The organism is Streptomyces sp. NPDC005263 (assembly GCF_042872365.1).
Classification (GTDB): domain Bacteria; phylum Actinomycetota; class Actinomycetes; order Streptomycetales; family Streptomycetaceae; genus Streptomyces.
The window spans coordinates 1,093,625-1,117,946 of the sequence record NZ_JBIAKJ010000002.1; the positions used below are offsets into that span (position 1 = coordinate 1,093,625).

Genomic DNA, 24,322 nt, shown 5'->3' on the forward strand with positions numbered 1-24,322 from the left:
CGACCGCACCTGCCCGGAGGGAACGCGGCCGCCCCGTAGATCATCCTTGGGGGTACGTTGCCCGCACACCCTGGAGCCCGCCCGGTGAGACGACCCGTCCTGTTCGCAGCCCTGCTTCTGCTGCTGACGGCCTGTACGACAGCCCCCGGAAAGGACGCAGGCGGGCGGACCGGTGACCACTGGCGGCCGCGCCCCGCGGTCGCCTGGCAGTGGCAGCTCACCGGCCGTATCGACACCGGCGTCGACGTCCCGGTCTACGACATCGACGGCTTCGACCAGTCCGAGGCGACGGTCGCCACGCTGCACGACGAGGGCCGCCGGGTGATCTGCTACCTCTCGACCGGCGCCTTGGAGGACTGGCGGCCCGACGCCGAGAAGTTCCCCGGATCGGTGGTGGGCGAGGGCAACGGCTGGGAGGGCGAGCGCTGGCTCGACATCCGCCGCACGGACATCCTCGAACCCCTGATGGCGGCCCGTATCGACATGTGCCGCGACAAGGGCTTCGACGCGGTGGAGCCGGACAACATGGACGGCTACCGCAACCGCACCGGCTTCCCGCTGACGGCCGCCGACCAGCTCCGCTACAACCGCCTGGTCGCCAGGCTCGCCCACGACCGCGGTCTGGCCGTGGGCCTGAAGAACGACCTCGACCAGATCCCGCAGCTGGTCGACGACTTCGACTTCGCGGTCAACGAACAGTGCGCCCAGTACGGGGAATGCGCGGACCTGAAGCCCTTCATCGCGGCCAACAAGGCGGTGTTCCACGTCGAGTACGAACTGCCCACCGACCGCTTCTGCGCCGACTCCCGCCGTCTGAAGCTGAGTTCGATGCTCAAGAAATACGACCTGGGGGTGTGGCGCGAGGCCTGCTGACACCCCGGTTGTCACCCCAGGGTCAGCACCACGAGCGCGGTGGTGGCCGCCGTCTCGGCGAGCCCTCCGAACACGTCCCCCGTCACCCCGCCGAACCGTCGGGTGCAGTGCCGCAGGAGGAGCTCGGCGATCCCGACGGCGATGACGACCGAGAGCGCGGTGCGGACGATGTCGTGCGTCCCGAGGAACGCGCCCGCGCCGGCCGCGGCCACGACGGTGCCGAGGGCGGTGAGCAGGGCGGCGCCCGCCGGGACCACGCCCGCGACCGCCGCCCCCAGCCCCTCCGGCCGCGCGGCCGGCACCCCGGCGCGGGCCGCCAGGGTGAGCGCGAGGCGGGCGGCGGTCGCCGAGACGACCGCGGCCACCGCGCCCCGGGCCCACGAGTCGCCGTACAGCTGGGAGACGGCGGCCACCTGCGCGAACAGGACGAGGACGAGGGCGATCACCCCGAAGGGCCCGATGTCCGACTGCTTCATGATCCGCAGGGCGTCCTCGGCGGGCTTGCCGCTGCCGAGCCCGTCCGCCGTGTCCGCGAGCCCGTCGAGATGCAGCCCCCGGGTGAGGACGGCGGGCACCGCGACGGTGGCGACGGCGGCGAGGAGGGGCGAGGCACCGAGGAGCAGCAGCAGAAGCCCGACGGCGGCGGCGAGGCCGCCCAGCACCACGCCGACCAGGGGAGCGCAGAGCATTCCGCCCCGGGCGGCCCGACGGTCCCAGCGGCTCACCCTGACGGGGAGCACGCTGAGGGTGCCGAAGGCGAAACGGAAGCCGTCGAGCGGCGGGGCGATGGGCATCCCGCCAGGCTAGCCAGCCCGTGTCATAGCCCGGACGCCACGTCCGCCGGGCGGGCCCGCCCGGTCCCCGGAAGACTGGGGGCATGGGCCACTGGCTGCATCGCAACATCGTCGAACCGGGCAAGCTGCCGCTGTTGTTGGCCCTGACCGCCTTCGTGCTCACCTTCGCGATCACCCGGGTCGTCACCCGCATGATCAGGGCGGGCAAGGGGCCCTTCGGCAACGTCAGCGCCGGGGGAGTGCACATCCATCACGTGGTCCCCGGTGTCGTCCTCACCGTCCTCGGCGGCTTCGGCGCGGTCGCCAGCAGCCGGTACGGCTTCGGCTCGGGCGCCTTCGCGGTCGTCTTCGGCATCGGCGCGGGCCTGGTCCTGGACGAGTTCGCGCTGATCCTGCACCTCGACGACGTCTACTGGACCGAGGCCGGCCGGCAGAGCGTCGAGGTGGTGGTGCTCACGGCGGCCCTGGTCGGCCTCATGCTCGCCGGGTTCTCGCCGCTCGGCGTCAACGGCGTGTCCGAGGACGAGCTCCACGACCGCGGCGGCGTCATCTCGACCGTGGCGGTCAACTTCCTCTTCGCCTTGCTGGTGCTGAGCAAGGGCAAGGCCCGGATGGCGATCTTCAGCGTGATCATCCCGCTGATCGGCCTGGTCGGCGCCATCCGGCTGGCCCGCCCGGGATCCCCCTGGGCCAAGCGCTTCTACCGGCGCCGTCCACGGGCCCGCGCGAGGTCGACCCTGCGTGCCTACCGTCACGACCGCCGCTGGGTGGGACCCCGCCGCAAGTTTCAGGACTTGATCGGCGGCAAGCCGGACCCGGCGGTCGCACGCCGGTGACGCAGGGCCGACACCCCGCACAGCACCAGGACCACCACGATGGCCGCCAGATGTTCCTTGCCGGCCAGGTTCTCCCGCACGGCCACCTCGGCCACCATCGCCGCGATCACCCCACCCGCGGTGACGTAGGCGCCGTAGCGCCACCCGAGGAACACCGCGAGGCCCACCACGGCCGCCGACGGCCCGGTGTCCACCACGTACGCGTCCGAGCCGGGCAGGCCCAGGGGATGGTCGGGGCCCAGCCGGATGCCGAGGCGCGCGTACAGGGTTCCGGCGAGCGTGGCAGCGTAGGCCAGGGCGAGCGTCCGCCACCGGCCCAGGCAGATCTCGGCGATCCCGAACACCAGCAGGATCTGCGCCAGGGCGCCCCACACGGGCAGGTCGAGCGCGGGCACGAACAGGGAGAGGGGAGTGCGCAGCAGCGCCAGCCACAGGGGGTCCGCGGCGCGCACGGCCCCGATGTCCTCCACGAACCGGTAACCCCACGACTGGTGTTGCAGCGTGTGCAGGAGCGCCGTCAGACACACCGCGCCGATCGTCATCGGGACGGCCCGCCTCCCGCGCCGGAGCAGCGGCTCGCGCACGGTGGCGTACAACAGCCCCCATTCGGCGCGGGCCCAGCGGACGAGCGTGCTCATCAGGTGGACCCCCCTCCCGTTCCCGTCGCCGTGGGTTTCGGCAGTCCCGGCGCCTTGAGGAACCCCTCCGCGCGCGCCGACGCGATGCCGATGCGCGGCAGGTCCGCGCTCTTCTCGAACAGCAGGAACCGCGGCTCCCAGATCGGCCGGTACTTGGCGTTGGCGCGGTACAGCGACTCGATCTGCCACCAGCGCGAGAAGAAGCTGAGCAGCGACCGCCACAGCCTCAGCACCGGTCCGGCCCCAAGACGCGCGCCACGTTCGAAGACCGAACGGAACATCGCGAAGTTGAGCGAGACCTGGGTGACCTGGATCTCGTGGGCGCGGCGCAGGAGTTCGATCACCATGAACTCCACCAGGCCGTTGTCGCAGTCGCGGTCGCGCCGCATGAGGTCGAGGGACAGCCCGTGCGGTCCCCAGGGCACGAAGGACAGCAGGGCCCGCAACTCGCCCCTGGCGTCGGTGCACTCGATCATCACGCACCGCCCGTCCCGCGGATCCCCGAGTCGCCCCAGCGCCATGCTGAACCCGCGTTCGGTGGCCCCGTCCCGCCAGGCGTCGGCGCGTTCCAGCAGACACGTCATCTCGACGGCCGGAATGTCCTCGTGCCGTCGCACGCGTACCGCGTATCCGGCCCGGCCGACCCGGTTGTGGGCCTGCCGCACGGTCCGCATGGCCCGTCCCTCCAGCGTGAACCCGGCCACCTCGACGATCGCCTCGTCCCCGAGTTCGAGGGCGTCCAGACCGTGCCGGGCGTACACCGTTCCCGCCTCCTCGCCCGCGCCCATCACCGCCGGGATCCAGCCGTGCGCCCGCGCCTCGGCGAGCCAGGGCCCGATCGCGCCGGGCCAGGCCTCCGGGTCGCCGAGCGGATCACCGGAGGCCAGTGACACCCCACCGACGACCCGGTACGCGACGGCCGCCTTGCCGGTCGGCGACCAGACGACGCTCTTCTCCCGCCGCAACGCGAAATACCCGAGCGAGTCCCGTTCGCCGTGCCGCTCAAGGAGCGCCCGCAGCCGTTTCTCGTCGTCCTCGGTGAGCGGGTCCACGGCCCGCCGGGAGCGGAAGGCGGCGTACAGGACGGCGAGGACGAGGACCGTGCTGAGCACGTTGACGACGACGTTCACCCAGTTCGGCGGGGCGATTCCGGGGACGTGGGAGTCGTCCGCGGCGACCGAGACCAGCCGCAGGGCGCCGTAACGCCAGCGCTGGGTGAAGGCGGACGGGCCGGGTGCCTGGTCGGTGACGGTCACCAGCAGCGCCGCGAGCAGCGAGGAGACGAGCAGCCCGCCGACCGCGACGGCGGCGGCGAGTTTCGGGTTGGAACGGTCGCCCTTGGCGTAGAACTCCCGCCGCCCGACCAGCAGCGCGGCCACGAAGGCGGCGGTGAGGACGAGCGAGATCCAGTTCTGGGCGTACCGCCGCACCTCCGGGGCCGCCAGCGCCAAGGCGAACAGGAGCAGGAACGGCCCGGCCAGCGCCAGGTTCAGGATCCAGGCCGCCCGCTTGCGCCGCCCCATGGTGATCGCGAGGAACACCGTGAACACACCGGAGGCGAAACCGGCGGTCAGCAGATACGGCGTGAAGTAGTTCTCCTGGTTGTGCCGCCGCACGTCCTGGCCCAGGGATACCCACACCGCACTGAGGAAGTTGACGGACGCGACGGCCCGCAGGTACCACACGGCAAGCCCGGCGGCCCGCCGCGAAGCGGCCGTCGACCGCCGGACCGCTGTGCTCCCGCGCCGGTCCGGCGTACGCGGTGGGGCTGCCGTACCCGGTCGGGCCGCCCTGCCCGATGGGGTACGGGGCCGGTCCTGTTCCGTGGCAATTCGGACATCTCCCATGAACGGGGATCATGCCCGCTTTCCACCACCTTGACGCTCAGCCGCGACGGCGCCTGCCCGCGACGCCGTCGGCCCGCTACGGCGCCTTTCCGCGACGGCGCCTGCCCCAGTGTCGCGCCGGAGGTTACGCCTCCTTCTCGGGCGGCACGTCTTTCTCCTGCGCCCCGTCCTTCTCCTGGACCCCGTCCTTCTCCATCGCCCCGTCCTCCTCCGGCGCCCCGGAGTCCCCCAGCACCCCGGAGTCCTCCAGTGCCCCGGACTCCTCCGGCTTCTCAGGCGCCTCCGGCTTCTCGGGAAGCTCCGCCGCGAGCGCGGCCGCGGCCTGCACCAGCGGCAGCGCCAACAGCGCCCCCGCGCCCTCGCCGACGGTCACGCCGTGGTCCAGCAGGGGCTCCAGGGCCATCCGGTCCAGTGCCTTCGCCTGCCCAGGCTCCCCGCTGTTCTGCCCGGCCAGCCACCAGTCCGGCGCCCGGAACGCGATCCGCTGGCCCACCAGCGCGCACGCGGCCACCACGACCCCGTCCAGGATCACCGGCAGCTTGCGCACCGCGCTCTGCAGCAGGAACCCGGTGATCGCGGCGAGGTCCGCTCCGCCCACCGTCGCCAGCAACTGCAACTGCTCCCCGAGCACCGGCCGGGCCCGCCGCAGCGCGTCCCGGATCGCGGCGCACTTGCGCATCCACGCCAGGTCGTCGATCGCCTGACCGCCCCGCCCGGTCACCACGGACGCGTCGGTCCCGCACAGCGCGGCGATCAGCACGCCCGCCGCCGTGGTGCCGCCCACGCTCACATCGCCGAGCACCACCAGATCCGTACCGGAGTCGGCCTCCTCGTCGGCCACCGCCACCCCGGCCCGGAACGCGGCTTCCGCCTCCTCCAGGGTCAGCGCGTCCTCGATGTCGATGCGCCCGCTGCCGCGCCGTACCCGGTGCCGCGTGACCTCGCCGGGCAGGGCCTCCGGCGCGCAGTCCAGCGCCATGTCGATCACCCGTACCGGCACCCCGAGCCGCCGCGCGAGCACCGACACGGGACGGCCGCCCTCCAGGACCTCCCGCACCAACTCCGCCGCGGTGCCCGCGGGTCGGGCCGAGACGCCCAGTTCGGCGATCCCGTGGTCCCCGGCGAACAGCACGACCCGCGGCTGTTCGATCGGGCGCACCGGCACGGCGGCCTGTGCCGCGGCCAGCCACTCACCCAGGTCGTCGAGGCGGCCCAGTGCTCCGGGCGGCACGATCTGACGTTCCCGGCGCGCCTCGGCGTCGCGGCGCACACCACCGTCGGGGCGCTCGATCAGATCGGTGAAGTCGTCGAGATTAAGCGAGCTCATTCGCCGAACAGTACCGGCCGCGATCGAACGGGACGGCGGCATGTCGCCACGACGACGGGGCGACGTCGTTGCGCTCCAGATCGCCATCCCATACGTTCCGTTTTGCAGCGGATTGTCATACGTCTCCGGGAGCCGCCCATGCCCGCACCGTCCGCCCTCTCCACGCGGCGTCTGCGCTCCATCGCCCGGGCGATACTGCCGTTCCCCGAGCCGGAGAGCTGGCTGGACGTGGGCACGGGCGAGGCCCGTTTCCCGAAGGCGGCGAAGGAGTTCTTCCCGTACACGTCCTTCGACGGCCTGGACGCCACACCCCGGGTCGAGCAGGCCCGGCGCGCCGAGCGCGTCGAGGAGGCCCACGTGGGCCTGCTGACGGACCCGCGGATCACCACCCGGCTGCGCGCCCGCTACGACGTGGTCAGCATGCTTCACCACCTGCCGCACACCCAGGACCCCCGCGACGAACTCCAGGCGGCCGTGGCGGTCCTGCGTCCCGGCGGGCATCTCCTGCTCGAAGCCCCCGACCCGCAGTGCGCGTTCGCCGCGCTGCTCGGCGAACGGTGGCTGCCGCGGGCCCACCGGTTCCGGCTGATGTCCCTGGACGACCTGTGCGCGGAACTGGAGTCCCAGGGCTGCGCGATCGTCCGGACGGAGCGCCGGGCCGCGCACCTCCCGCACGACCTGTCGGCGGCGCTGGCCCTGTCCCTGCCCGGGTTTCTGCCCCCCTGGGTGACCAGACCCCTGGTGGCCACGGCGAGGGCGCTGGACCACGCCCTGGCCCCCCTGCTCGGACTCACCCGCTTCGCCAACGCCTACCGGCTCATCGCCCGCCGCGAGGCGTCAGCCCCGTAGCACCAGCGCCTGACCCGCGACCACCAGCAGCACCTGCTCGCACTCGTGCGCGAACGCCGCGTTCAGCCGCCCGAGTTCGTCCCGGTAACGCCGCCCGGACGCGGTGGCCGGCACGATCCCCGAGCCCACCTCGTTCGACACCGCGACCACGGTCCGCCCGGTGGCGCGGACCGCCTCCGTCAACTCCCGTACCCGCGCCCGCAACGCCCGTTCGCCGCCGTCGGCCCACTGGGCGTCGTCCCACGCCCCGACGGCGTCCATCGCGTCCGTCAGCCACAGCGACAGACAGTCGACGAGCAACGGCGGCCCGTCCTCCTTCAGCAGCGGCACCAGGTCGCACGTCTCCGCCGTACGCCACGACCCCGGCCGCCGTTCCCGGTGCGCGGCGACCCGGGCCGCCCACTCGCCGTCCTCCTTGCGGGAACCGCCGGTGGCGACATACAGCACGTCCGGAAACGCCTCCAGCCGCCGCTCGGCCTCCACCGACTTGCCCGACCGGGCACCGCCCAGCACCAGCGTCCGCCGCGGTACATCCGGTACGTCCTCGTACACGCCCACCGCCAGAGTCGTCCCGTCCGGCACCGCCCGCGCTCCCGCCGCGGCCAGTCGGCGCCGCATCTCGGGCCCCGGCGGCGCGTCGTGGTCGAGGTGCACGGCGACCACGTCCGTCGTGGGTCCGACCGCCCCCACCGCCCGCAGCCGCGCCAGGGCGTCCGGCCGCCCCACGACATCCGCGAGCACCATGTCGTACGTCTCCGTGGTGCCCTCCGCGAGGCCGGCGGGCGCGCCCCCGGGCGGCAGGTACAGCAGCCGCTGCCCGTCCGGCCCGGCCACCGCGTACCCGGTGCCCGGCGCGTCCATCGCGACCGCCCGCACCCGATGCCCCGTCAGCAGCGCCAACTCCCGCCCGTCCGGCACCCGCCCGGGCTGCGGGAGGCCCGCCGGCACCTCGACCGGCGGCCCGTCGTGCGGATGCGACAGCAGCACCTGCCGTACCCGGCCCAGCGAATGCCCCGCCCGGGCCGCCGCGAACGCCGCACCGGGCGTCAGGTCGAGCAGCAGCGTCCCGTCCACGAGCACCGCGGTGGCCGCCCGGGCGGCCGCACCGAGGGCGGTGGCGCAGACAGCGCAGGGGCAGTCGGGGCGGGGGAGCCCCGCGGGGGCGCCGGTACCGAGCAGAGTTGCTTCCACGGCCCCGATTCTCGCCGGTCGCCGCCGCTCGTGCGCGCCCGAGTCCCCCCTCGCGGCCTTCAAGTGAGGGGAAGATTCAAAGTTGACCGAGCGGAGCGAATAGGCTGCGGAGCGGAGCCGGACCAAGATCCGGCTTCTGCTCTGCTCGTGCTCAGACGTGGGAGGCGTACATGGCGGCATGGACGTGGCGATTCGAGAAGGCCGACGGGGCGGAGGTCCAGCCCGCGGTGCAGCCGGAGGAATTCACCACGCAGGGGGACGCCGAGTCGTGGCTCGGGGAGTACTGGAAGGACCTGCTGGCCGGCGGCGCGGAACAGGTACGGCTGTTCGAGGAAGCCGCGGAGATCTACGGGCCGATGAGCCTGCGCGCGGCGGAAGAGGCGTAGGGCCTGTTGTTTGGATCAGGTCGCAGGAAACCGACGGTGCTGGTCGATGCCGGCGAGCGGGGTCTGGCGCGTGCAGCTGCAAGGCGGAGGAGGGCGTCGATGCGGAGCATCGGCAACCGACGACAACGCGGCAGATGTGCGTGCCAGACCCCGCGTCTGCGGCGTGATCCAAACGACAGGCCCTAGGTCCTGCCTGGAGGGGCGGGGGCGGCCGGGCGCCGGTCGCCCCTTCTCGGAGTTCGCCGGGGTCAGGTCCCCGGCGGACCGGGTCGGCTCAGCCGCGCACTCCGCACAGGTGCAGCAGGGCGGCGACCCCGCGGTACGGGTCCGAGCGCCCCGCCCGTTCCTCGACCGCGAGCAGGGCCGGCAGGTCGGCCGGGATCTCGGTGCCGTCCTCGGCCGTGTCCGTGAAGACCCGGACGCCGTACCAGGCCTGCAAGGGCGCCCCGATGCCGGCGAGCGTCGCGGTCAGCGTCTCCAGCCGGTCGGCCCGGACGTCGAGGCCCAGCCGGTTGACGTAGGCGGTGGTGTCGAACCCGGTGAGCGCCGCGGCCCAGTCCCCGGACAGTCCCGGCCGCATCGCCAGCGCGTTCCCGTTGCGCACCAGGAGCGACAGCAGCCCGCCCTGGGCGAGCATCCGGGCCAGCCCCGCCAGCAGCGGATCCGGCTCCTCGACGTACATCAGCACGCCGTGGCACAGCACCACGTCGAAACTGCCCGGCAGGAAGTGCACCCCGGTGTCCCGGCCGTCGCTCTGGACGAGCCGCACCCGCTCCCGGATCCCCTCCGGCTCGGCGGCGAGGGCCTCCCGGGCGACAGAGAGCATCTTGTGGTCCTGCTCGACCCCGGTGACCTTGTGCCCGGCCCGGGCCAGCCGCAGCGCCTGCGTGCCCTGACCCATCCCCACGTCGAGCACCCGCAGCCGCTGCCCCACCGGGAACCGCCCGGCTATCTGCTCGTCGAGCTGCCGGGCCACCAGCTCCTGTCGTACGACATCCCGCAGCCCACCCAGCGTGTTCAGCCAGGCATCCGCCGCGCCCCCGGTGAACGGCGTCGTGCTCAGGGCCGCTCTCCACGCTTGACCTGCGGCTTGGGCAGCCGGAGCCGGCGCATCTGGAGGGAGCGCATCAGCGCGTAGGCGACCGCGCCCCGGCGGCTCTGGTCGGCGAAGCGCTCGGCCAGCCGCTTCTTCAAGCGGAAGCCCGTGAGGATCGAGTCGAGCACGATCAGCACGATCACGACCAGCCACAGCAGCAGCGCGATGCTCTGCAGCGAACCCACCCGCACCATGCTCAGCACGAGGATGACCACGGCCATCGGCAGGAAGAACTCCGCCACGTTGAACCGCGAGTCGATGTAGTCGCGGGCGAACTTGCGCACGGGGCCCTTGTCACGCGCGGGCAGGTACCGCTCGTCGCCGGTGGCCAGCGCCTGGCGCTGCCTGTCCATCTGCGCCCGGCGCTCGTCGCGCTGGCGCTTGCTGGCCTCCTTGCGCGACGTCGGCGTGTTGGCCACGCTGCGGCGCACCGACTGGGCCTCACTCCGCTTGGGTGTGGGCCGGCCCTTCGGGGCCTGCGGGTGACGGGTCTGCTTGGAGTCGGTCAGCGACGCCTTGGCGGCGGCGGGGGCCTTCTCATCCTTCGCACGGCTACGGAACACAAAACCCAAGGGTACGTGGTGCGGGAGTGTGGGCCTCAGCCCGGTGGGGAACGATCCGGCAACACCAGTCGTCTGTACAGGGGACAGATGGGGACGTCGGGGACCCGGTGCTCACCCGGTGACCCGATGGTCACCCTGAAGGTCACCTACTCCCTACGCGGGAGCGGGGCCTGGCGCAGTCGTCCTTGGGGATGAGCGCATCAGTCCCTGAACAGTGCGGTAATGGATGCAGGGCCCGTACTGTGGGTTCTGTCGCAGCAGCTGAGCTGGAGTCCGTCAGAAGGGGGCGCGCGAAGCCCATGAGCGGTGTCATGAAGCGTATGGGGATGATCTTCCGCGCGAAGGCGAACAAGGCCCTTGACCGGGCCGAGGACCCGCGCGAAACCCTCGATTACTCGTACCAGAAGCAGCTGGAGCTGCTGCAGAAGGTGCGCCGTGGAGTCGCCGACGTGGCGACCAGCCGCAAGCGACTGGAACTCCAGCTGAACCAGCTGCAGTCGCAGTCGTCCAAGCTGGAGGACCAGGGCCGCAAGGCGCTGGCGCTGGGCCGCGAGGACCTGGCCCGTGAGGCGCTCTCCCGTCGCGCCGCGCTCCAGCAGCAGGTGACCGACCTGGAGACGCAGCACTCCACGCTGCAGGGCGAGGAGGAGAAACTCACCCTGGCGGCCCAACGGCTCCAGGCAAAGGTCGACGCCTTCCGCACCAGGAAGGAGACGATCAAGGCCACGTACACCGCGGCCCAGGCACAGACCCGGATCGGCGAGGCGTTCTCCGGCATCTCCGAGGAGATGGGCGACGTCGGCCTGGCCATTCAGCGTGCCGAGGACAAGACCGCGCAGCTCCAGGCCCGGGCGGGAGCGATCGACGAACTCCTCGCCTCCGGCGCCCTCGACGACCAGTCCGGCATGCACAAGGACGACCTCCAGGCCGAGCTGGACCGGCTCTCGGGTGGTACGGATGTAGAGCTGGAGCTGCAGCGCATGAAGGCGGAGCTGTCCGGCGGCACCTCGGAGCAGCAGGCCATCGAGGGTGGCACGAGCCAGCAGCAGTCCCAGCAGCAGCCGCAGGACACCCCACGCTTCGACAAGCAGTGACAGCACGAACAAGCACGGACAGTAGTGACGGACAGTAGGGCCCACGCCTGAGGAGGGCGACATGATCGTACGGATCATGGGGGAGGGGCAGGTGAGGCTGGCCGACAGCCACCTCACCGAACTGAACAAGCTGGACGACGAGCTCCTGGCCGAAATGGAGAACGGCGACGGCCCCGGCTTCCGCCGCACCCTGGAAGCCCTGCTGTCCAAGGTCCGCGAACTGGGCGAGCCGCTCCCCGACGACTCCCTGGAACCGTCGGAACTCATCCTCCCGGCGCAGGACGCGACCCTGGAGGACGTACGGGAACTGCTGAGCGACGACGGACTGATCCCGGGCTGAGCCCCCCGCACAATCGGGCCGAGTCTCCACCGCACGCCCCGCGCGGACACCTGAAGCGGGCGGGGAAACGTACAGGTGGCCCCCGTTCCGCCCCCGCGAGGGCACCCGTACCGTTGGCAGGCGTGAGCACCCTCGACCGCGCCCGGCGTCACCTCAGGGCGCACCCCATGGCGCTGGACGCGGCCATCGCGGCCGGCGTCCTCGTCTGCATGGTGGCCGGCTCGTTCGTGGACCCGCACTCGGAGCGCGGCGTCAGCTGGGGTTTCCGCACCCCCGACCCCCTGAGTCTGGTTCTCATCGCCTTCGCCTCCGTGGCCCTGGTGTTCCGCCGCCGGGCCCCCATGACGGTCCTCGCCCTCACCGGAACCTTCTCCCTCGTCGAGGCCGTCACCAGCGACCCCCGTGCCCCCGTCGCCATGTCCGCGGTGATCGCCCTCTACACCGTCGCCGCCACCACCGACCGCCCCACCACCTGGCGCGCCGGCCTGCTCACCATGACCGTCCTCACCGGCGCCTCCATGCTCGCCGGCCCGCTGCCCTGGTACGCCCAGGAGAACCTCGCGATCTTCGCCTGGACCGGCATCGGCGCCACCGCCGGCGACGCGGTCCGCAGCCGCCGCGCCTTCATCCACGCCATCAGGGAGCGCGCCGAACGGGCCGAGCGCACCCGCGAGGAGGAGGCCCGCCGCCGGGTCGCCGAGGAACGCCTGCGCATCGCCCGTGACCTGCACGACGTCGTCGCCCACCACATCGCCCTGGTCAACGTCCAGGCCGGGGTCGCCGCCCACGTCATGGACAAGCGGCCCGACCAGGCCAAGGAGGCGCTGTCCCACGTACGGGAGGCCAGCCGCTCCGCCCTCAACGAACTGCGCGCCACCGTCGGCCTGTTGCGCCAGTCCGGGGATCCGGAGGCGCCCACCGAACCCGCCCCCGGCCTGGACCGGCTCGACGAACTCGTCGGCACCTTCCGCAGCGCCGGACTCCGGGTCGAGGTCGCCCGCGCCGACCACGGCACCACCTTGCCCGCCGCCGTCGGACTGGCCGCCTACCGGATCGTGCAGGAGGCCCTCACCAACGTCCAGAAGCACGCAGGGACGGAGGCGAAGGCCGAGGTCAGCGTCGTCCGGGTGGGACCGGACATCGAGATCACCGTCCTCGACGACGGGAGGGGCGAGGACGGCGACCCGCAGACCGGTGGCGGCCACGGACTGCTCGGCATGCGGGAGCGGGTGACCGCCCTGCGCGGCACCCTCACCACCGGTCCCCGCTACGGCGGCGGTTTCCGCGTCCATGCGATCCTGCCGGTCAAGACCAGCACCGCCGTCACCCAGAGCCCGGGGGATCCCGTATGACCATCCGTGTCCTGCTCGCCGACGACCAGGCCCTGCTGCGCAGCGCCTTCCGGGTCCTCGTCGACTCCGAGCCCGACATGGAGGTGGTGGGCGAGGCGTCCGACGGAGCGGAGGCCGTCCGACTGACCCGGGAGCAGCGCGCCGACGTCGTCCTGATGGACATCCGGATGCCCGGCACGGACGGCCTCGCGGCCACCCGCATGATCAGCGCCGACGCCTCCCTCGCCCATGTCCGGGTGGTCATCCTGACCACCTTCGAGGTCGACGACTACGTCGTGCAGTCGCTGCGCGCGGGTGCCTCCGGCTTCCTCGGCAAGGGTTCCGAACCCGACGAACTCCTCAGCGCCATCCGGGTCGCCGCGGGCGGCGAGGCCCTCCTGTCCCCGGCGGCCACCAAGGGGCTGATCGCCCGCTTCCTCGCCCAGGGCGACACATCGGACGAGGACCGCGACCCCGCCCGCGCACAGCGCCTCGCCGCGCTCACCGTGCGGGAGCGCGAGGTGCTGGTCCTGGTCGCCGGCGGGCACTCCAACGACGAGATCGCGGAGCGGCTGGAGGTCAGCCCGCTCACCGTGAAGACGCACGTCAACCGGGCCATGGCCAAGCTGGGCGCCCGGGACCGGGCCCAACTGGTGGTGATCGCGTACGAGTCGGGCCTGGTACGTCCAAGGGTGGAGTGAGTCAGACCTCGCCGTACTGCGCGCGGAGTATGCGCCGTATAAGGAACGGGACCTGGGGCCTACGGATCGGCACCGGCACATGGCACAGGGTGTAGGGGCGGGCGCTCACATGTGCGGCCGCGCCTGAACTTCTGCCGCTCCAGAAGAGAGACCCCCACCCATGTCCTGGCTGTCGAGATTCAGCCTCGCGCAACGGGCCCTGATAGGCCTGATGTCCATCATCGCGCTCGCCTTCGGGGCGATCGCGATCCCGCAGCTGAAGCAGCAGCTGCTGCCCACCATCGAACTGCCGGTCGTGTCCGTGCTGGCGCCCTACCAGGGCGCGGCTCCGGACGTCGTGGAGAAGCAGGTCGTCGAGCCCCTCGAGGACAACCTGGAGGCCGTCGACGGCATCTCGTCCGTCACCTCCACGGCGAGCGAGGGCAACGCCCTGATCATGGCGTCCTTCGACTACGGCACCGGCACCGCGCAGTTGGTCGCCGACGTCCAGCAGGCCGTCAACCGGGCCCGCGTCCAGCTCCCCGACGACGTGGACCCGCAGGTCGTCGCCGGGTCGACGGACGACATCCCGACCGTGGTCCTCGCCGTCACCTCCGACCAGGACCAGCAGGCCCTGTCCGACCGGCTCGACCGGACCGTCGTACCGGATCTGAAGGACATCGACGGCGTCGGCCAGGTCACCGTCGACGGCGTGCGGGACCTCCAGGTCACCGTCACCCCCGACGACGCGAAGCTGGCGAAGGCGGGGCTGACCTCCCAGGACCTCTCGCAGGCGCTCCAGGCGGGCGGCGCGACCGTCCCGGCCGGCTCCTTCGACGAGGACGGTGGCAACCGCACCGTCCAGGTGGGCGGCGGCTTCACCTCGCTGAAGCAGATCCAGGACCTGATGGTCACGGGCCAGGGCGGCAAGAAGCCCGTACGTCTCGCCGACGTGGCCACGGTCGAGCAGCGGCAGGCCGTCGCCGACTCCATCACCCGGACGAACGGCAGGCCCAGCCTCGCGGTCACCGTCACCATGGACCATGACGGCAGCGCGGTCGCCATCTCCGACGCGGTCCAGGACAAGCTGTCCGACATGCGCAAGGACCTCGGTTCCGGCGCCACCGTCACGGTCGTCAGCGACCAGGGCCCGGCCGTCTCCAAGGCCATCGAGGGCCTGACCACCGAGGGCGCCCTCGGTCTGCTCTTCGCGGTCCTCGTCATCCTGGTCTTCCTGGCGTCGATCCGCTCGACGCTGGTCACGGCGGTGAGCATCCCGCTCTCCGTGGTCCTGGCCCTGATCGTGCTGTGGACCCGTGACCTGTCCCTGAACATGCTCACGCTGGGCGCGCTGACCATCGCCATCGGCCGGGTCGTCGACGACTCGATCGTGGTCCTGGAGAACATCAAGCGTCATCTCGGCTACGGCGAGGAACGCCAGGACGCCATCCTGAAGGCGGTCCGTGAGGTGGCCGGCGCGGTGACGTCCTCGACGCTCACCACCGTCGCGGTCTTCCTCCCGATCGGCCTGGTCGGCGGCATGGTGGGCGAGCTGTTCGGCTCGTTCAGCCTGACCGTCACGGCGGCCCTGCTGGCCTCCCTGCTGGTGTCGCTGACCGTCGTCCCGGTCCTGTCGTACTGGTTCCTGCGGGTCCCCAAGGGCACCCCCGAGGACGCTGAGGAGGCCCGCCGCCAGGCCGAGGAGAAGGAGGCGAGGAGCAGGCTCCAGCGCCTCTACGTCCCGGTCCTGCGGTTCGCCACCCGGCGCCGTCTGACCAGCCTGGCGCTCGCCGCCGTCATCCTCGTCGGCACCTTCGGCATGGCACCGCTGCTGAAGACGAACTTCTTCGACCAGGGTGAGCAGGAAGTCCTCACCGTCAAGCAGGAGTTGAAGCCCGGCGCCAGCCTGGCCACGACCGACGCCCAGGCGAAGAAGGTCGAGAAGCTGCTCTCCGCCACCAAGGGCGTGAAGGACTACCAGGTCACCATCGGCTCCTCCGGTTTCCTGGCGGCCTTCGGCGGCGGCACGGACACCAACCAGGCGTCGTACCAGGTGATGCTGAACGACTCGGCGTCGTTCGACGACGTGCAGAACGCCATCGAGGACGGCCTGCACAAGCTGTCCGGCATCGGCACCACCACGGTCGCCGCCGGTGACGGCTTCAGCAGCCAGGACCTGAGCGTGGTCGTCAAGGCCGCCGACGCGGACGTCCTGCGCGAGGCCTCGGAGAAGGTCCGCAAGACCGTGGCGGGCCTGGACGACGTCACGGACGTCACCAGCGACCTCTCGCAGAGCGTCCCGCGCATCTCGGTCAAGGCCAACTCCAAGGCGGCGGCGGCCGGTTTCAACGACCAGACCCTCGGCGCGGCCGTCGGCCAGGCCGTCCGCGGCACCACCGCCGCCAAGGCGATCCTGGACGACACGGAGCGGGACGTCGTCATCACGTCGGCCAAGCCGGCCCGGACGCTGGACCAGCTGCGCGACCTGCGGCTGGGTCCGGTGAAGCTGGGTGACATCGCGGACGTGAAGCTGGTCGACGGCCCGGTCGCGATGACCCGCATCGACGGTCAGCGCGCCGCGACCATCACGGCGAAGCCGACCGGCGACAACACGGGCGCGGTGAGCGCGGACCTGACGTCCAAGCTGGACTCGCTCAAGCTCCCGGCGGGTGCCACGGCGGCGATCGGCGGGGTCTCCCAGGACCAGGACGACGCGTTCAAGAACCTGGGCCTGGCGATGCTCGCGGCGATCGCGATCGTCTTCATGCTCCTGGTCGCGACCTTCCGCTCGCTGGCCCAGCCGCTGATCCTGCTGGTCTCGATCCCGTTCGCGGCGACCGGCGCGATCGGTCTGCTGGTGGCGACGGGCACCCCGATGGGCGTCCCCGCGATGATCGGCATGCTGATGCTCATCGGCATCGTGGTCACCAACGCGATCGTGCTGATCGACCTGATCAACCAGTACCGACAGCAGGGATACGGCGTCGTCGAGGCGGTCGTCGAAGGGGGCCGCCACCGGCTGCGCCCGATCCTGATGACGGCCCTGGCCACGATCTTCGCGCTGCTCCCGATGGCCCTCGGCGTCACCGGCCAGGGCGGCTTCATCGCCCAGCCGCTCGCGGTGGTCGTGATCGGCGGCCTGGTCACGTCGACCCTGCTCACCCTGCTGCTGGTCCCGACGCTGTACGCGATGCTGGAGCTCCGCAAGGAGCGCCGGGCGAAGAAGCGGGCGGCGAAGCGGGCGAAGAAGGCGGGAGCGCCGGACCAGCCGGCCTCGCAGCCCGCCGATTCCTCGGACGAGCCGGAGACCGCGTCCGTGTGACGCACCGGTCCCTGGCGGCCGGGCACCGAACCCGCACGGTTCGGTGCCCGGCCGTCGGCATGTCGCCGACGAAGGTGTGCGAGGGCTACGGCAGCGCCAGCATCCGCTCAAGCGCCAGCTTGGCGAACGCCTCGGTCTCCTGGTCGACCTCGATCCGGTTGACCAGGTTGCCCTCGGCGAGGGACTCCAGGGTCCACACCAGGTGGGGGAGGTCGATGCGGTTCATCGTCGAGCAGAAGCAGACCGTCTTGTCGAGGAACACGATCTCCTTGCCCTCGGGCGCGAAACGGTTCGCCAGCCGGCGTACGAGATTCAGCTCCGTGCCGATGGCCCACTTGGAGCCGGCCGGCGCCGCCTCCAGCGCCTTGATGATGTACTCGGTCGAGCCGACGTAGTCCGCAGCTGCCACGACCTCGTGCCGGCACTCGGGGTGCACGAGCACGTTCACCCCGGGGATCCGGGCGCGCACGTCCTCGACCGACTCCAGGCTGAAGCGCCCGTGCACCGAGCAGTGCCCCCGCCAGAGGATCATCTTCGCGTCGCGCAGCTGCTCGGCGGTCAGCCCGCCGTTCGGCTTGTGCGGGTTGTAGAGGACGCAGTCCTCCAGGGACAGGCCCATGTCCCGCACGGCGGTGTTGCGGCCGAGGTGCTGGTCGGGCAGGAACAGCACCTTCGACCCCTGCTGGAAGGCCCACTCCAGGGCCCGCTGGGCGTTCGAGGACGTGCAGATCGTGCCGCCGTGCCTGCCGGTGAACGCCTTGATGTCCGCGGAGGAGTTCATGTACGAGACGGGGACGACCTGCTCGGCCACGCCGGCCTCGGTCAGCACGTCCCAGCACTCGGCGACCTGCTCGGCGGTGGCCATGTCGGCCATCGAGCACCCGGCGGCGAGATCCGGCAGTACGACCTTCTGGTCGTCACTCGTCAGGATGTCCGCGGACTCCGCCATGAAGTGCACACCGCAGAACACGATGTACTCGGCCTCCGGGCGCGCGGCGGCGTCCCGGGCCAGCTTGAAGGAGTCGCCGGTCACATCGGCGAACTGGATGACCTCGTCGCGCTGGTAGTGGTGGCCGAGGACGAACACCTTGTCGCCGAGCTTCGCCTTGGCGGCGCGAGCGCGCTCGACCAGGTCCGGGTCGGACGGCGAGGGCAGGTCGCCGGGACACTCGACACCCCGCTCGCTCTTCGGGTCGGCCTCACGGCCGAGGAGCAGCAGGGCAAGAGGAGTCGGCTGTACGTCGAGCTCCGGGGTCTGGACGGTGGTCACGACACGAACCCTCTACTTTTCTCTACTTTTCGTCGAATTGACGTTATCTATCATAAACGCTTCACGTCACTTTGACGATCGTCATAACGTCGATGTGACGTGAATCCCGATGCCGGGCCGGCGGTCGCTGTTCGCTTCGGCGTGGGTGTGCGAGCATGAATGACAGGAAAAGGAAAGAAGTGGAAACACGAGCCCTCGGCCCGGAATGAATCCGCGGCCCCGTCGGTTGCAACCGTCGGCAAGGCAGTCTCCGTACAACCCGGGAGAGATGTAGATGTCCGTATCGGACGAGACCAGCACCGTCACCGACGGCATCATCCTGTCCGACGCCGCCGCGGCGAAGGTCAAGGCCCTGCTCGACCAGGAAGGCCGCGACGATCTGGCGCTGCGCGTCGCCGTTCAGCCCGGCGGCTGCTCCGGCCTGCGGTACCAGCTCTTCTTCGACGAGCGTTCCCTCGACGGCGACGTGGTCAAGGACTTCGACGGCGTCAAGGTCGTCACCGACCGCATGAGCGCCCCGTACCTGGGCGGCGCGTCCATCGACTTCGTCGACACCATCGAGAAGCAGGGCTTCACGATCGACAACCCGAACGCGACCGGCTCCTGCGCCTGCGGCGACTCCTTCAGCTGACCTCGACAGGCAGCCTGAACAGCGTGAAGGCGGCGGCCCCCTCCGACGGGGCCGCCGCCTTCACGCGTGTCCGGGACGGGGTCGTCGCGTCGTGTCCCGTCCCGGACGTCCTCGGCGTCAGCGCCCCTGGGGCGCCTCCGGCAGTCGTGCCCCCGCCTTCTGCAGCGGAATCCCCTTGCCGTCGGAGCCCTTGACCGCCCGGTCGCCCAGCGGCTCGTCCAGCCGCACGGTCTTCTGGAACTCCTTGGCGATCATGATGCAGACCTTGTCCTTCCACCGGGTCTCGGTCACCTTCACCGTCACCTGGTCGTCGCCCTCCTTCGCGCTCACCTTGTAGTCGGCGCACACACCGCCCGTGAAGCTCACGGTCAGCTCCCGCCCCTCGGCCGTGTAGCCGTCCACCTTGACGTTGCGCGGTTCAGGCGCGGCGGTCGTCTGGTCGCCGGGTCCGGACGGCCCGCTCGGCTGCGCCGACGGTGTGGGCGAGACCACGTAGGTCGGGTCGACCGCCGGGTAGGTCACCGTGAAGTCGTCACGCGCGCCGGCCGCCCGCACGTCGAAGAGCCAGGACGGCACCAGTGTCTGCCGCCCGGCCACGGTGTGCGGGGCCAGACCGAACACGGCCTTGTCGACGGTGAGGATCTCCTTCGCCGGGGTGGCGGTGGACGAGTTGCAGGGCGCTTCGAGCCGGTCCTTCAGCGGCACCGGACGGGCGCAGCCGCCGATGCCCATGCGGTGGCCGGTCCCGGGTGCCGCGTTCAGCAGCGCCAGCGTCTCCTTCGCGCTCAGCACGGGGTACGTGTCGCCCTTCACCGGCGCCTTCAACTGGCCGTTGCCGCTCAGCACCTGGCCTCGCGCGTCGACGGTCACCCCTGTCGTCCAGCCGTACGTGGGCAGGTCGCCGATCACCGGTTCGGCGTTCACGATCCGCTGGGCGCCCAGGGTCCGGCCGGCGTCCAGCTTCGGGTCGTCCTGACCGGCCGCCTTCAGGACCGGCGCGGCCGCCTTCTTCGCCACCGCCTCGCTCACCGGGTCGCCGTTCGGGTCGGCGGGGGTCTTGGCGCACACGGTCGTGCTCTGGCAGTTGTCCGTGCCGGGGGAGTAGCGGTGGAAGGTCCAGGTGCCCGGTGCCTGCCGGTTCACCTGGAGGCTCGGTCCCATGCTGTCCTTCGCCCCGACCGTCCAGGCCTGCCCGGCGGCCACGGGCGCCCCGTCCACCCCGAGGGCCCGGGCCAGCTCGGCCACCTCGCCCTCGGTCACCTGGCCCTGCGCCCGGTACACGGGCGCCGAGCCGGGGCCGTCGGGGAGCGTGCCGTCGGCGCGGTAGGTGACGCCGTAGGGGTTGGGCTCGCCGGGTGCGATGCCGTTCGAACCGCCGCCCGCGGAGTAGCCATCCAGGGCGAGAGGCGGGGGAGTGCCGTCACCGGACGCCCCGGCCGTACGCCCGCCCGGGTCCGCGGTTCCGTGTGCCGCGGTCGTGGCGTAGTACGCCCCACCGCCCCCGACCAGCAGCACGGCGGCGGCGACGGACACCACGACGGCGGGCGACCGGTGCCGGCCCGATCGGCGACCGCCGCCGCTCTCCTCGACGTCATGATCCCGGGGGATCTCCCCGTCCGGAACCGAGCCGGACGATCCATCGGGAGCGGGGGAGGGAGCGACGGCGGAGGGAGCGACGGCGACCTCCTCGACGCCCACCTCGTCGGAACCGGCGTCACCGGAACCGGCGTCACCGGAACCGGCGTCACCGGAACGGGGGTCACCCGAACCGGCGTGTTCACGAGCGGCCTCGTCCGCGGTCGCGTCGTCCTTACCGGCCTCGTCGTTACCGGCCTCGTCCGCTGTCGCGTCGTCCTTACCGGCCTCGTCCGTGTCGGCCTTGCCCGCACCGGACACGCTCGTGCCTGCCTCGCCCGGACCGGCCTCCTCCGCACCACCCTCGACAGAGTCGGGGACATCCGTCCCGCTGCCCGCGTCACCGGAAGCCTCCACGTCACCGGCAGCCTCCGCGGCTCCAGGAGCCTCGACACCAGGAGCTTCGGCACCGGGAGTCTCCCCAGCACCGTCCGACTCCCCGGCACCAGAAGCCTCCGCCCCCGCCCCCTTCGTCTCCGTGGCGCCCCGCTCCTCGGTGGAGCCACCGGCGCCCCGCTCCTCCACGGAGCCGTCGGCGTCGTCGTTGTCGGGTCGCTCGGTGTTCACCGCATCGCTCCTTCGGCTGCGCTTCTGTCCCAGGACCCTGACCCGACCCTGTCAAAAAGGTCGGACACCGGGTCGTATCCCGCATCCCCTTTACGGGGGACAGCGATGGGACGCAGCGGGGGAGCGCGCGGTTCCCCTGAAAAGCGCCGTCTCAGTCGCCGTACTCCGACATCGCGTCCAGCAGCCGGGCCGACCTCGACGGGACGGTCACGCCGTGGATGAGTGACGGGGAGACCGGGCGGGAGGCGATCCGGCCGGGCGCCGACCAGTGCGGGACCATCCGGGCGCAGTCACCGCGCAGCGACGCCAGGCCGGCCTCCAGGTCGCCCTGCAGATCGCGTTCCAGATGGGCCGGAGCGGGAGCGTGAAGCTCAAGGTTCGTCATACGGCACGGTAGGCACGCTCAAGCATGCGAAGAAAGATCTACTATCGGGTAGTTTCCGCTGCTCCAGAGCTGCCGCCGACCCGGTAGCGTGAACTGTCGATCCGCCTTTACGACGCCCGCAACCACCCTCCCATGAGCGCTATCGCGCGCCCCTGCTTATTCCACAGGAGAGTCAACACCGTGCGCATCGCAGTCACCGGCTCCATCGCCACCGACCACCTCATGACCTTCCCCGGCCGCTTCGCCGACCAGTTCGTCGCGGACCAACTGCACACGGTCTCGCTCTCCTTCCTGGTGGACAACCTCGACGTCCGGCGGGGCGGCGTGGGCGCGAACATCGCCTTCGGCATGGGCCAGCTCGGCACCCGGCCGATCCTGGCCGGCGCCGCGGGATTCGACTTCGACGAGTACCGCGCCTGGCTGGACCGGCACGGCGTCGACACCGACTCGGTGCGCATCTCCGAGACGCTGCACACCGCCCGTTTCGTCTGCACCACCGACGCCGACCACAACCAGATCGGCTCCTTCTACACCGGTGCCATGAGCGAGGCCCGCCAGATCGAGCTGAAGACCGTCGCCGACCGCGTCGGCGGTCTCGACCTGGTCCTGATCGGCGCCGACGACCCGGAGGCGATGCTCCGCCACACCGAGGAGTGCCGCTCCCGCTCGATCCCCTTCGCCGCCGACTTCTCCCAGCAGATCGCCCGGATGAACGGCGACGAGATCCGGATACTGCTGGACGGCGCCACGTACCTCTTCTCCAACGAGTACGAGAAGGGCCTCATCGAGTCCAAGACCGGCTGGAGCGACGCCGAGATCCTCGCCAAGGTCGGCCACCGCGTCACCACCCTCGGCGCGCGGGGCGTGCGCATCGAGAGCGTCGGCGCGGACCCGATCGAGGTGGGCTGCGCGGAGGAGCAGCGCAAGGCCGACCCCACCGGTGTCGGCGACGCCTTCCGTGCCGGCTTCCTCTCCGGTCTCGCCTGGGGCGTCGGACTGGAGCGCGCCGCCCAGGTCGGCTGCATGCTCGCCACCCTCGTCATCGAGACGGTCGGCACCCAGGAGTACCAGCTGCAGCGCGCCCACTTCATGGACCGCTTCACCAAGGCGTACGGCGACGAGGCCGCGACGGAGGTCCGGGGGCATCTCGTCTGAGTTCCTGCGCGGGTGTGCGGGGGGCTGGTCGTGCGGCTCCCCGCGCTCCCGGTGAGTCAGGTCGTCCGGCGGATCAGATAGGCCGTTCCTCGATCCGCCGGCTCCTCACCCACGTACTCCTGGCCCCGCATCTCGCACCAGGCCGGGATGTCCAGCCGGGCCGCCTCGTCGTCCGAGAGGACCCGGACCGTGCCGCCCACCGGTACGTCCCCGATGACCTTCGCCAGCTCGATCACCGGGATCGGGCACCGCCTGCCGAGCGCGTCCACCACCAGGCTGTCCCCCCGGGGCACGGCCGCCGTCGCCACCGGCGCACCCAGCTTCTCCCGCACGCCGGCCACCGCCTGCGGGAGCACCTCCAGGAACCGCTCGACGTCCTGGGCCGTCGTCCCGGCCGGCAACGACACCCGCACGTTTCCCTCGCTCAGCACGCCCATCGCCTTCAGCACATGGCTGGGCGTCAGCGTGCTGCTCGTACAGGACGATCCGGACGAGACGGAGAAACCGGCGCGGTCCAGCTCGTGCAGCAGTGTCTCCCCGTCGACATAGAGACAGGAGAAGGTGACGATCCCGGGCAGCCGACGCTCCGGATCGCCGACCACCTCCACGTCGGGCACCAGCCGCGGCACCCGGGACCGGATCAGCTCCGTCAGCTCCCGCAGTCGCAGCGACTCCTCGGCCGCCTCGGCCCGCACCGCCCGCAGTGAGGCCGCCGCCGCCACGATCGCCGGAATGTTCTCGAACCCGGCCGCCCGCCCCGACTCCCGCTCGTCCACGGGCCCTTGAGGGGCGAACCGCACCCCCTTGCGCACGGCCAGCAGCCCGACTCCCGAGGGCCCGCCCCACTTGTGGGCGCTCGCCGCCAGCAGGGACCAGTCGCCCCGCACCGGGCCCCAGCCCAGCGACTGCGCCGCGTCCACCAGCAGCGGCACCCCGGCCGCCCGGCACGCCTCGGCGACGTCCGCCACCGGCTGCCGCGTCCCCACCTCGTGGTTGGCCGACTGCAGACAGGCCAGCGCGGTGTCCGGGCGCAGGGCGTCCGCGTACGACTCCACGCTCACCGCCCCGGTCCGCAGCACCGGCACCTCGGTCACCGATCCGCCGGCCGCCTCGAACACCTCAGCCGAATGAAGTACCGAGGAGTGTTCGACCGCGGACACGATCAGGTGGCGTCCGACGCGACGGCGGCCGGCCAGGGCGCCGGAGATCCCGGTGTGCACCGCACCGGATCCGGAGGAGGTGAACGTGAGTTCGTCCGTACGGCAGCCCACGGCTTCGGCGGCGGTCTCCCGCGCCGCGTCCAACAGCATCCGAGCCCGTCGTCCCTCCCTGTACAGACGTGCGGGATCCGCCCACCCCTCGTCCAGGCAGGCCAGCAGCGCCTGCCGGGCCACGGGATGGAGAGGGGCACTGGAAGCAGCGTCGAAGTAGGCCACACGGCAACGCTAAGCCGCCGGTCGGTGTGACGTCGCCGAGGGGCGCGGGGAACTGCGCGGCGAACCACAAAATAGC

At 71.7% G+C, this 24,322-nt stretch carries 22 protein-coding genes; 11 read left to right on the top strand and 11 right to left on the bottom strand.

Annotated features, from left to right (window positions below; translation table 11 throughout):
• Nucleotides 1-84 precede the first annotated feature (84 nt).
• On the top strand, nucleotides 85-873 hold the full coding sequence (locus ACFYRY_RS12150; protein WP_389142948.1) for an endo alpha-1,4 polygalactosaminidase: 789 nt from the start codon (nucleotides 85-87) through the stop codon (nucleotides 871-873).
• Between the two features lie 11 nt (nucleotides 874-884).
• On the opposite strand, the gene ACFYRY_RS12155 is transcribed toward ACFYRY_RS12150, so the two are convergent.
• On the bottom strand, nucleotides 885-1,667 hold the full coding sequence (locus tag ACFYRY_RS12155; protein WP_389142951.1) for an adenosylcobinamide-GDP ribazoletransferase: 783 nt from the start codon (nucleotides 1,665-1,667) through the stop codon (nucleotides 885-887).
• 83 nt (nucleotides 1,668-1,750) lie between these two features.
• Between ACFYRY_RS12155 and ACFYRY_RS12160 the strand changes: the two genes are divergently transcribed.
• A complete protein-coding gene (locus ACFYRY_RS12160) occupies nucleotides 1,751-2,503 on the top strand; it encodes a hypothetical protein (protein WP_389142953.1) in 753 nt (250 codons plus the stop codon).
• Here the strand turns inward: ACFYRY_RS12160 and ACFYRY_RS12165 are convergent.
• The 3 genes from ACFYRY_RS12165 to cobT form a co-directional block, all read right to left on the bottom strand.
• The gene (locus ACFYRY_RS12165; RefSeq protein WP_389142956.1) at nucleotides 2,455-3,141 is read right to left on the bottom strand and encodes a hypothetical protein; all 687 of its coding nucleotides are present in this window, start codon (nucleotides 3,139-3,141) and stop codon (nucleotides 2,455-2,457) included. The two genes, ACFYRY_RS12160 and ACFYRY_RS12165, sit on opposite strands and share 49 nt — an antisense overlap.
• Complete coding sequence (locus ACFYRY_RS12170) at nucleotides 3,141-4,988, bottom strand: phosphatidylglycerol lysyltransferase domain-containing protein (RefSeq protein WP_389142959.1); 1,848 nt, start codon at nucleotides 4,986-4,988, stop codon at nucleotides 3,141-3,143. Before ACFYRY_RS12170 ends, ACFYRY_RS12165 begins: the two co-directional genes overlap by 1 nt.
• A 124-nt stretch (nucleotides 4,989-5,112) precedes the next feature.
• Nucleotides 5,113-6,315: a nicotinate-nucleotide--dimethylbenzimidazole phosphoribosyltransferase gene (cobT, locus tag ACFYRY_RS12175; protein WP_389142961.1), complete on the bottom strand. Its 1,203-nt coding sequence runs from the start codon at nucleotides 6,313-6,315 to the stop codon at nucleotides 5,113-5,115.
• A gap of 138 nt (nucleotides 6,316-6,453) precedes the next feature.
• On the opposite strand from cobT, the gene ACFYRY_RS12180 reads away from it, so the two are divergent.
• Nucleotides 6,454-7,164, top strand: coding sequence for a class I SAM-dependent methyltransferase (locus tag ACFYRY_RS12180; RefSeq protein ID WP_389142964.1), 711 nt, complete (start codon nucleotides 6,454-6,456; stop codon nucleotides 7,162-7,164).
• On the opposite strand, the gene ACFYRY_RS12185 is transcribed toward ACFYRY_RS12180, so the two are convergent.
• The gene (locus tag ACFYRY_RS12185) at nucleotides 7,153-8,355 is read right to left on the bottom strand and encodes a bifunctional adenosylcobinamide kinase/adenosylcobinamide-phosphate guanylyltransferase (RefSeq protein ID WP_389142967.1); all 1,203 of its coding nucleotides are present in this window, start codon (nucleotides 8,353-8,355) and stop codon (nucleotides 7,153-7,155) included. The genes ACFYRY_RS12180 and ACFYRY_RS12185 overlap by 12 nt on opposite strands.
• A 170-nt stretch (nucleotides 8,356-8,525) precedes the next feature.
• Here ACFYRY_RS12185 and ACFYRY_RS12190 point away from each other — a divergent pair, with 170 nt between their 5' ends.
• Nucleotides 8,526-8,741 carry a hypothetical protein gene (locus tag ACFYRY_RS12190; RefSeq protein WP_356764940.1) on the top strand — a complete coding sequence of 72 codons (216 nt, stop codon included), beginning with the start codon at nucleotides 8,526-8,528 and terminating at the stop codon, nucleotides 8,739-8,741.
• Between the two features lie 274 nt (nucleotides 8,742-9,015).
• On the opposite strand, the gene ACFYRY_RS12195 is transcribed toward ACFYRY_RS12190, so the two are convergent.
• The gene (locus ACFYRY_RS12195; protein WP_389142969.1) at nucleotides 9,016-9,717 is read right to left on the bottom strand and encodes a class I SAM-dependent methyltransferase; all 702 of its coding nucleotides are present in this window, start codon (nucleotides 9,715-9,717) and stop codon (nucleotides 9,016-9,018) included.
• Between the two features lie 83 nt (nucleotides 9,718-9,800).
• The gene (locus ACFYRY_RS12200; RefSeq protein ID WP_389143748.1) at nucleotides 9,801-10,439 is read right to left on the bottom strand and encodes a DUF3043 domain-containing protein; all 639 of its coding nucleotides are present in this window, start codon (nucleotides 10,437-10,439) and stop codon (nucleotides 9,801-9,803) included.
• A 260-nt stretch (nucleotides 10,440-10,699) separates the two neighbouring features.
• On the opposite strand from ACFYRY_RS12200, the gene ACFYRY_RS12205 reads away from it, so the two are divergent.
• The 5 genes from ACFYRY_RS12205 to ACFYRY_RS12225 all read left to right on the top strand — a co-directional run bounded on the left by ACFYRY_RS12205 (nucleotide 10,700) and on the right by ACFYRY_RS12225 (nucleotide 17,167).
• A complete protein-coding gene (locus tag ACFYRY_RS12205; protein WP_389142972.1) occupies nucleotides 10,700-11,494 on the top strand; it encodes a PspA/IM30 family protein in 795 nt (264 codons plus the stop codon).
• 61 nt (nucleotides 11,495-11,555) lie between these two features.
• Nucleotides 11,556-11,834 carry a hypothetical protein gene (locus tag ACFYRY_RS12210; RefSeq protein WP_389142975.1) on the top strand — a complete coding sequence of 93 codons (279 nt, stop codon included), beginning with the start codon at nucleotides 11,556-11,558 and terminating at the stop codon, nucleotides 11,832-11,834.
• 122 nt (nucleotides 11,835-11,956) lie between these two features.
• Nucleotides 11,957-13,186, top strand: a complete 1,230-nt coding sequence (locus tag ACFYRY_RS12215; RefSeq protein WP_389142977.1) for a sensor histidine kinase — start codon at nucleotides 11,957-11,959, stop codon at nucleotides 13,184-13,186.
• Entirely contained in the window at nucleotides 13,183-13,866 is a 684-nt protein-coding gene (locus tag ACFYRY_RS12220; RefSeq protein WP_389142980.1) for a response regulator, read from the top strand. Before ACFYRY_RS12215 ends, ACFYRY_RS12220 begins: the two co-directional genes overlap by 4 nt.
• A gap of 160 nt (nucleotides 13,867-14,026) precedes the next feature.
• Entirely contained in the window at nucleotides 14,027-17,167 is a 3,141-nt protein-coding gene (locus tag ACFYRY_RS12225) for an efflux RND transporter permease subunit (RefSeq protein ID WP_389142983.1), read from the top strand.
• An 85-nt stretch (nucleotides 17,168-17,252) separates the two neighbouring features.
• Here the strand turns inward: ACFYRY_RS12225 and nadA are convergent, their stop codons facing one another.
• Nucleotides 17,253-18,437 carry a quinolinate synthase NadA gene (nadA, locus tag ACFYRY_RS12230; protein ID WP_389142986.1) on the bottom strand — a complete coding sequence of 395 codons (1,185 nt, stop codon included), beginning with the start codon at nucleotides 18,435-18,437 and terminating at the stop codon, nucleotides 17,253-17,255.
• Between the two features lie 274 nt (nucleotides 18,438-18,711).
• On the opposite strand from nadA, the gene ACFYRY_RS12235 reads away from it, so the two are divergent.
• Complete coding sequence (locus ACFYRY_RS12235; RefSeq protein WP_030794551.1) at nucleotides 18,712-19,068, top strand: iron-sulfur cluster assembly accessory protein; 357 nt, start codon at nucleotides 18,712-18,714, stop codon at nucleotides 19,066-19,068.
• Nucleotides 19,069-19,185: 117 nt separating this feature from the next.
• Here the strand turns inward: ACFYRY_RS12235 and ACFYRY_RS12240 are convergent, their stop codons facing one another.
• On the bottom strand, nucleotides 19,186-21,270 hold the full coding sequence (locus ACFYRY_RS12240; protein ID WP_389142989.1) for a hypothetical protein: 2,085 nt from the start codon (nucleotides 21,268-21,270) through the stop codon (nucleotides 19,186-19,188).
• Between the two features lie 151 nt (nucleotides 21,271-21,421).
• On the bottom strand, nucleotides 21,422-21,655 hold the full coding sequence (locus ACFYRY_RS12245) for a hypothetical protein (protein ID WP_389142992.1): 234 nt from the start codon (nucleotides 21,653-21,655) through the stop codon (nucleotides 21,422-21,424).
• A gap of 180 nt (nucleotides 21,656-21,835) precedes the next feature.
• On the opposite strand from ACFYRY_RS12245, the gene ACFYRY_RS12250 reads away from it, so the two are divergent.
• Complete coding sequence (locus tag ACFYRY_RS12250; RefSeq protein ID WP_389142995.1) at nucleotides 21,836-22,810, top strand: carbohydrate kinase family protein; 975 nt, start codon at nucleotides 21,836-21,838, stop codon at nucleotides 22,808-22,810.
• Between the two features lie 56 nt (nucleotides 22,811-22,866).
• Here the strand turns inward: ACFYRY_RS12250 and ACFYRY_RS12255 are convergent, their stop codons facing one another.
• A complete protein-coding gene (locus ACFYRY_RS12255) occupies nucleotides 22,867-24,246 on the bottom strand; it encodes a cysteine desulfurase/sulfurtransferase TusA family protein (RefSeq protein WP_389142997.1) in 1,380 nt (459 codons plus the stop codon).
• Nucleotides 24,247-24,322 lie beyond the last annotated feature (76 nt).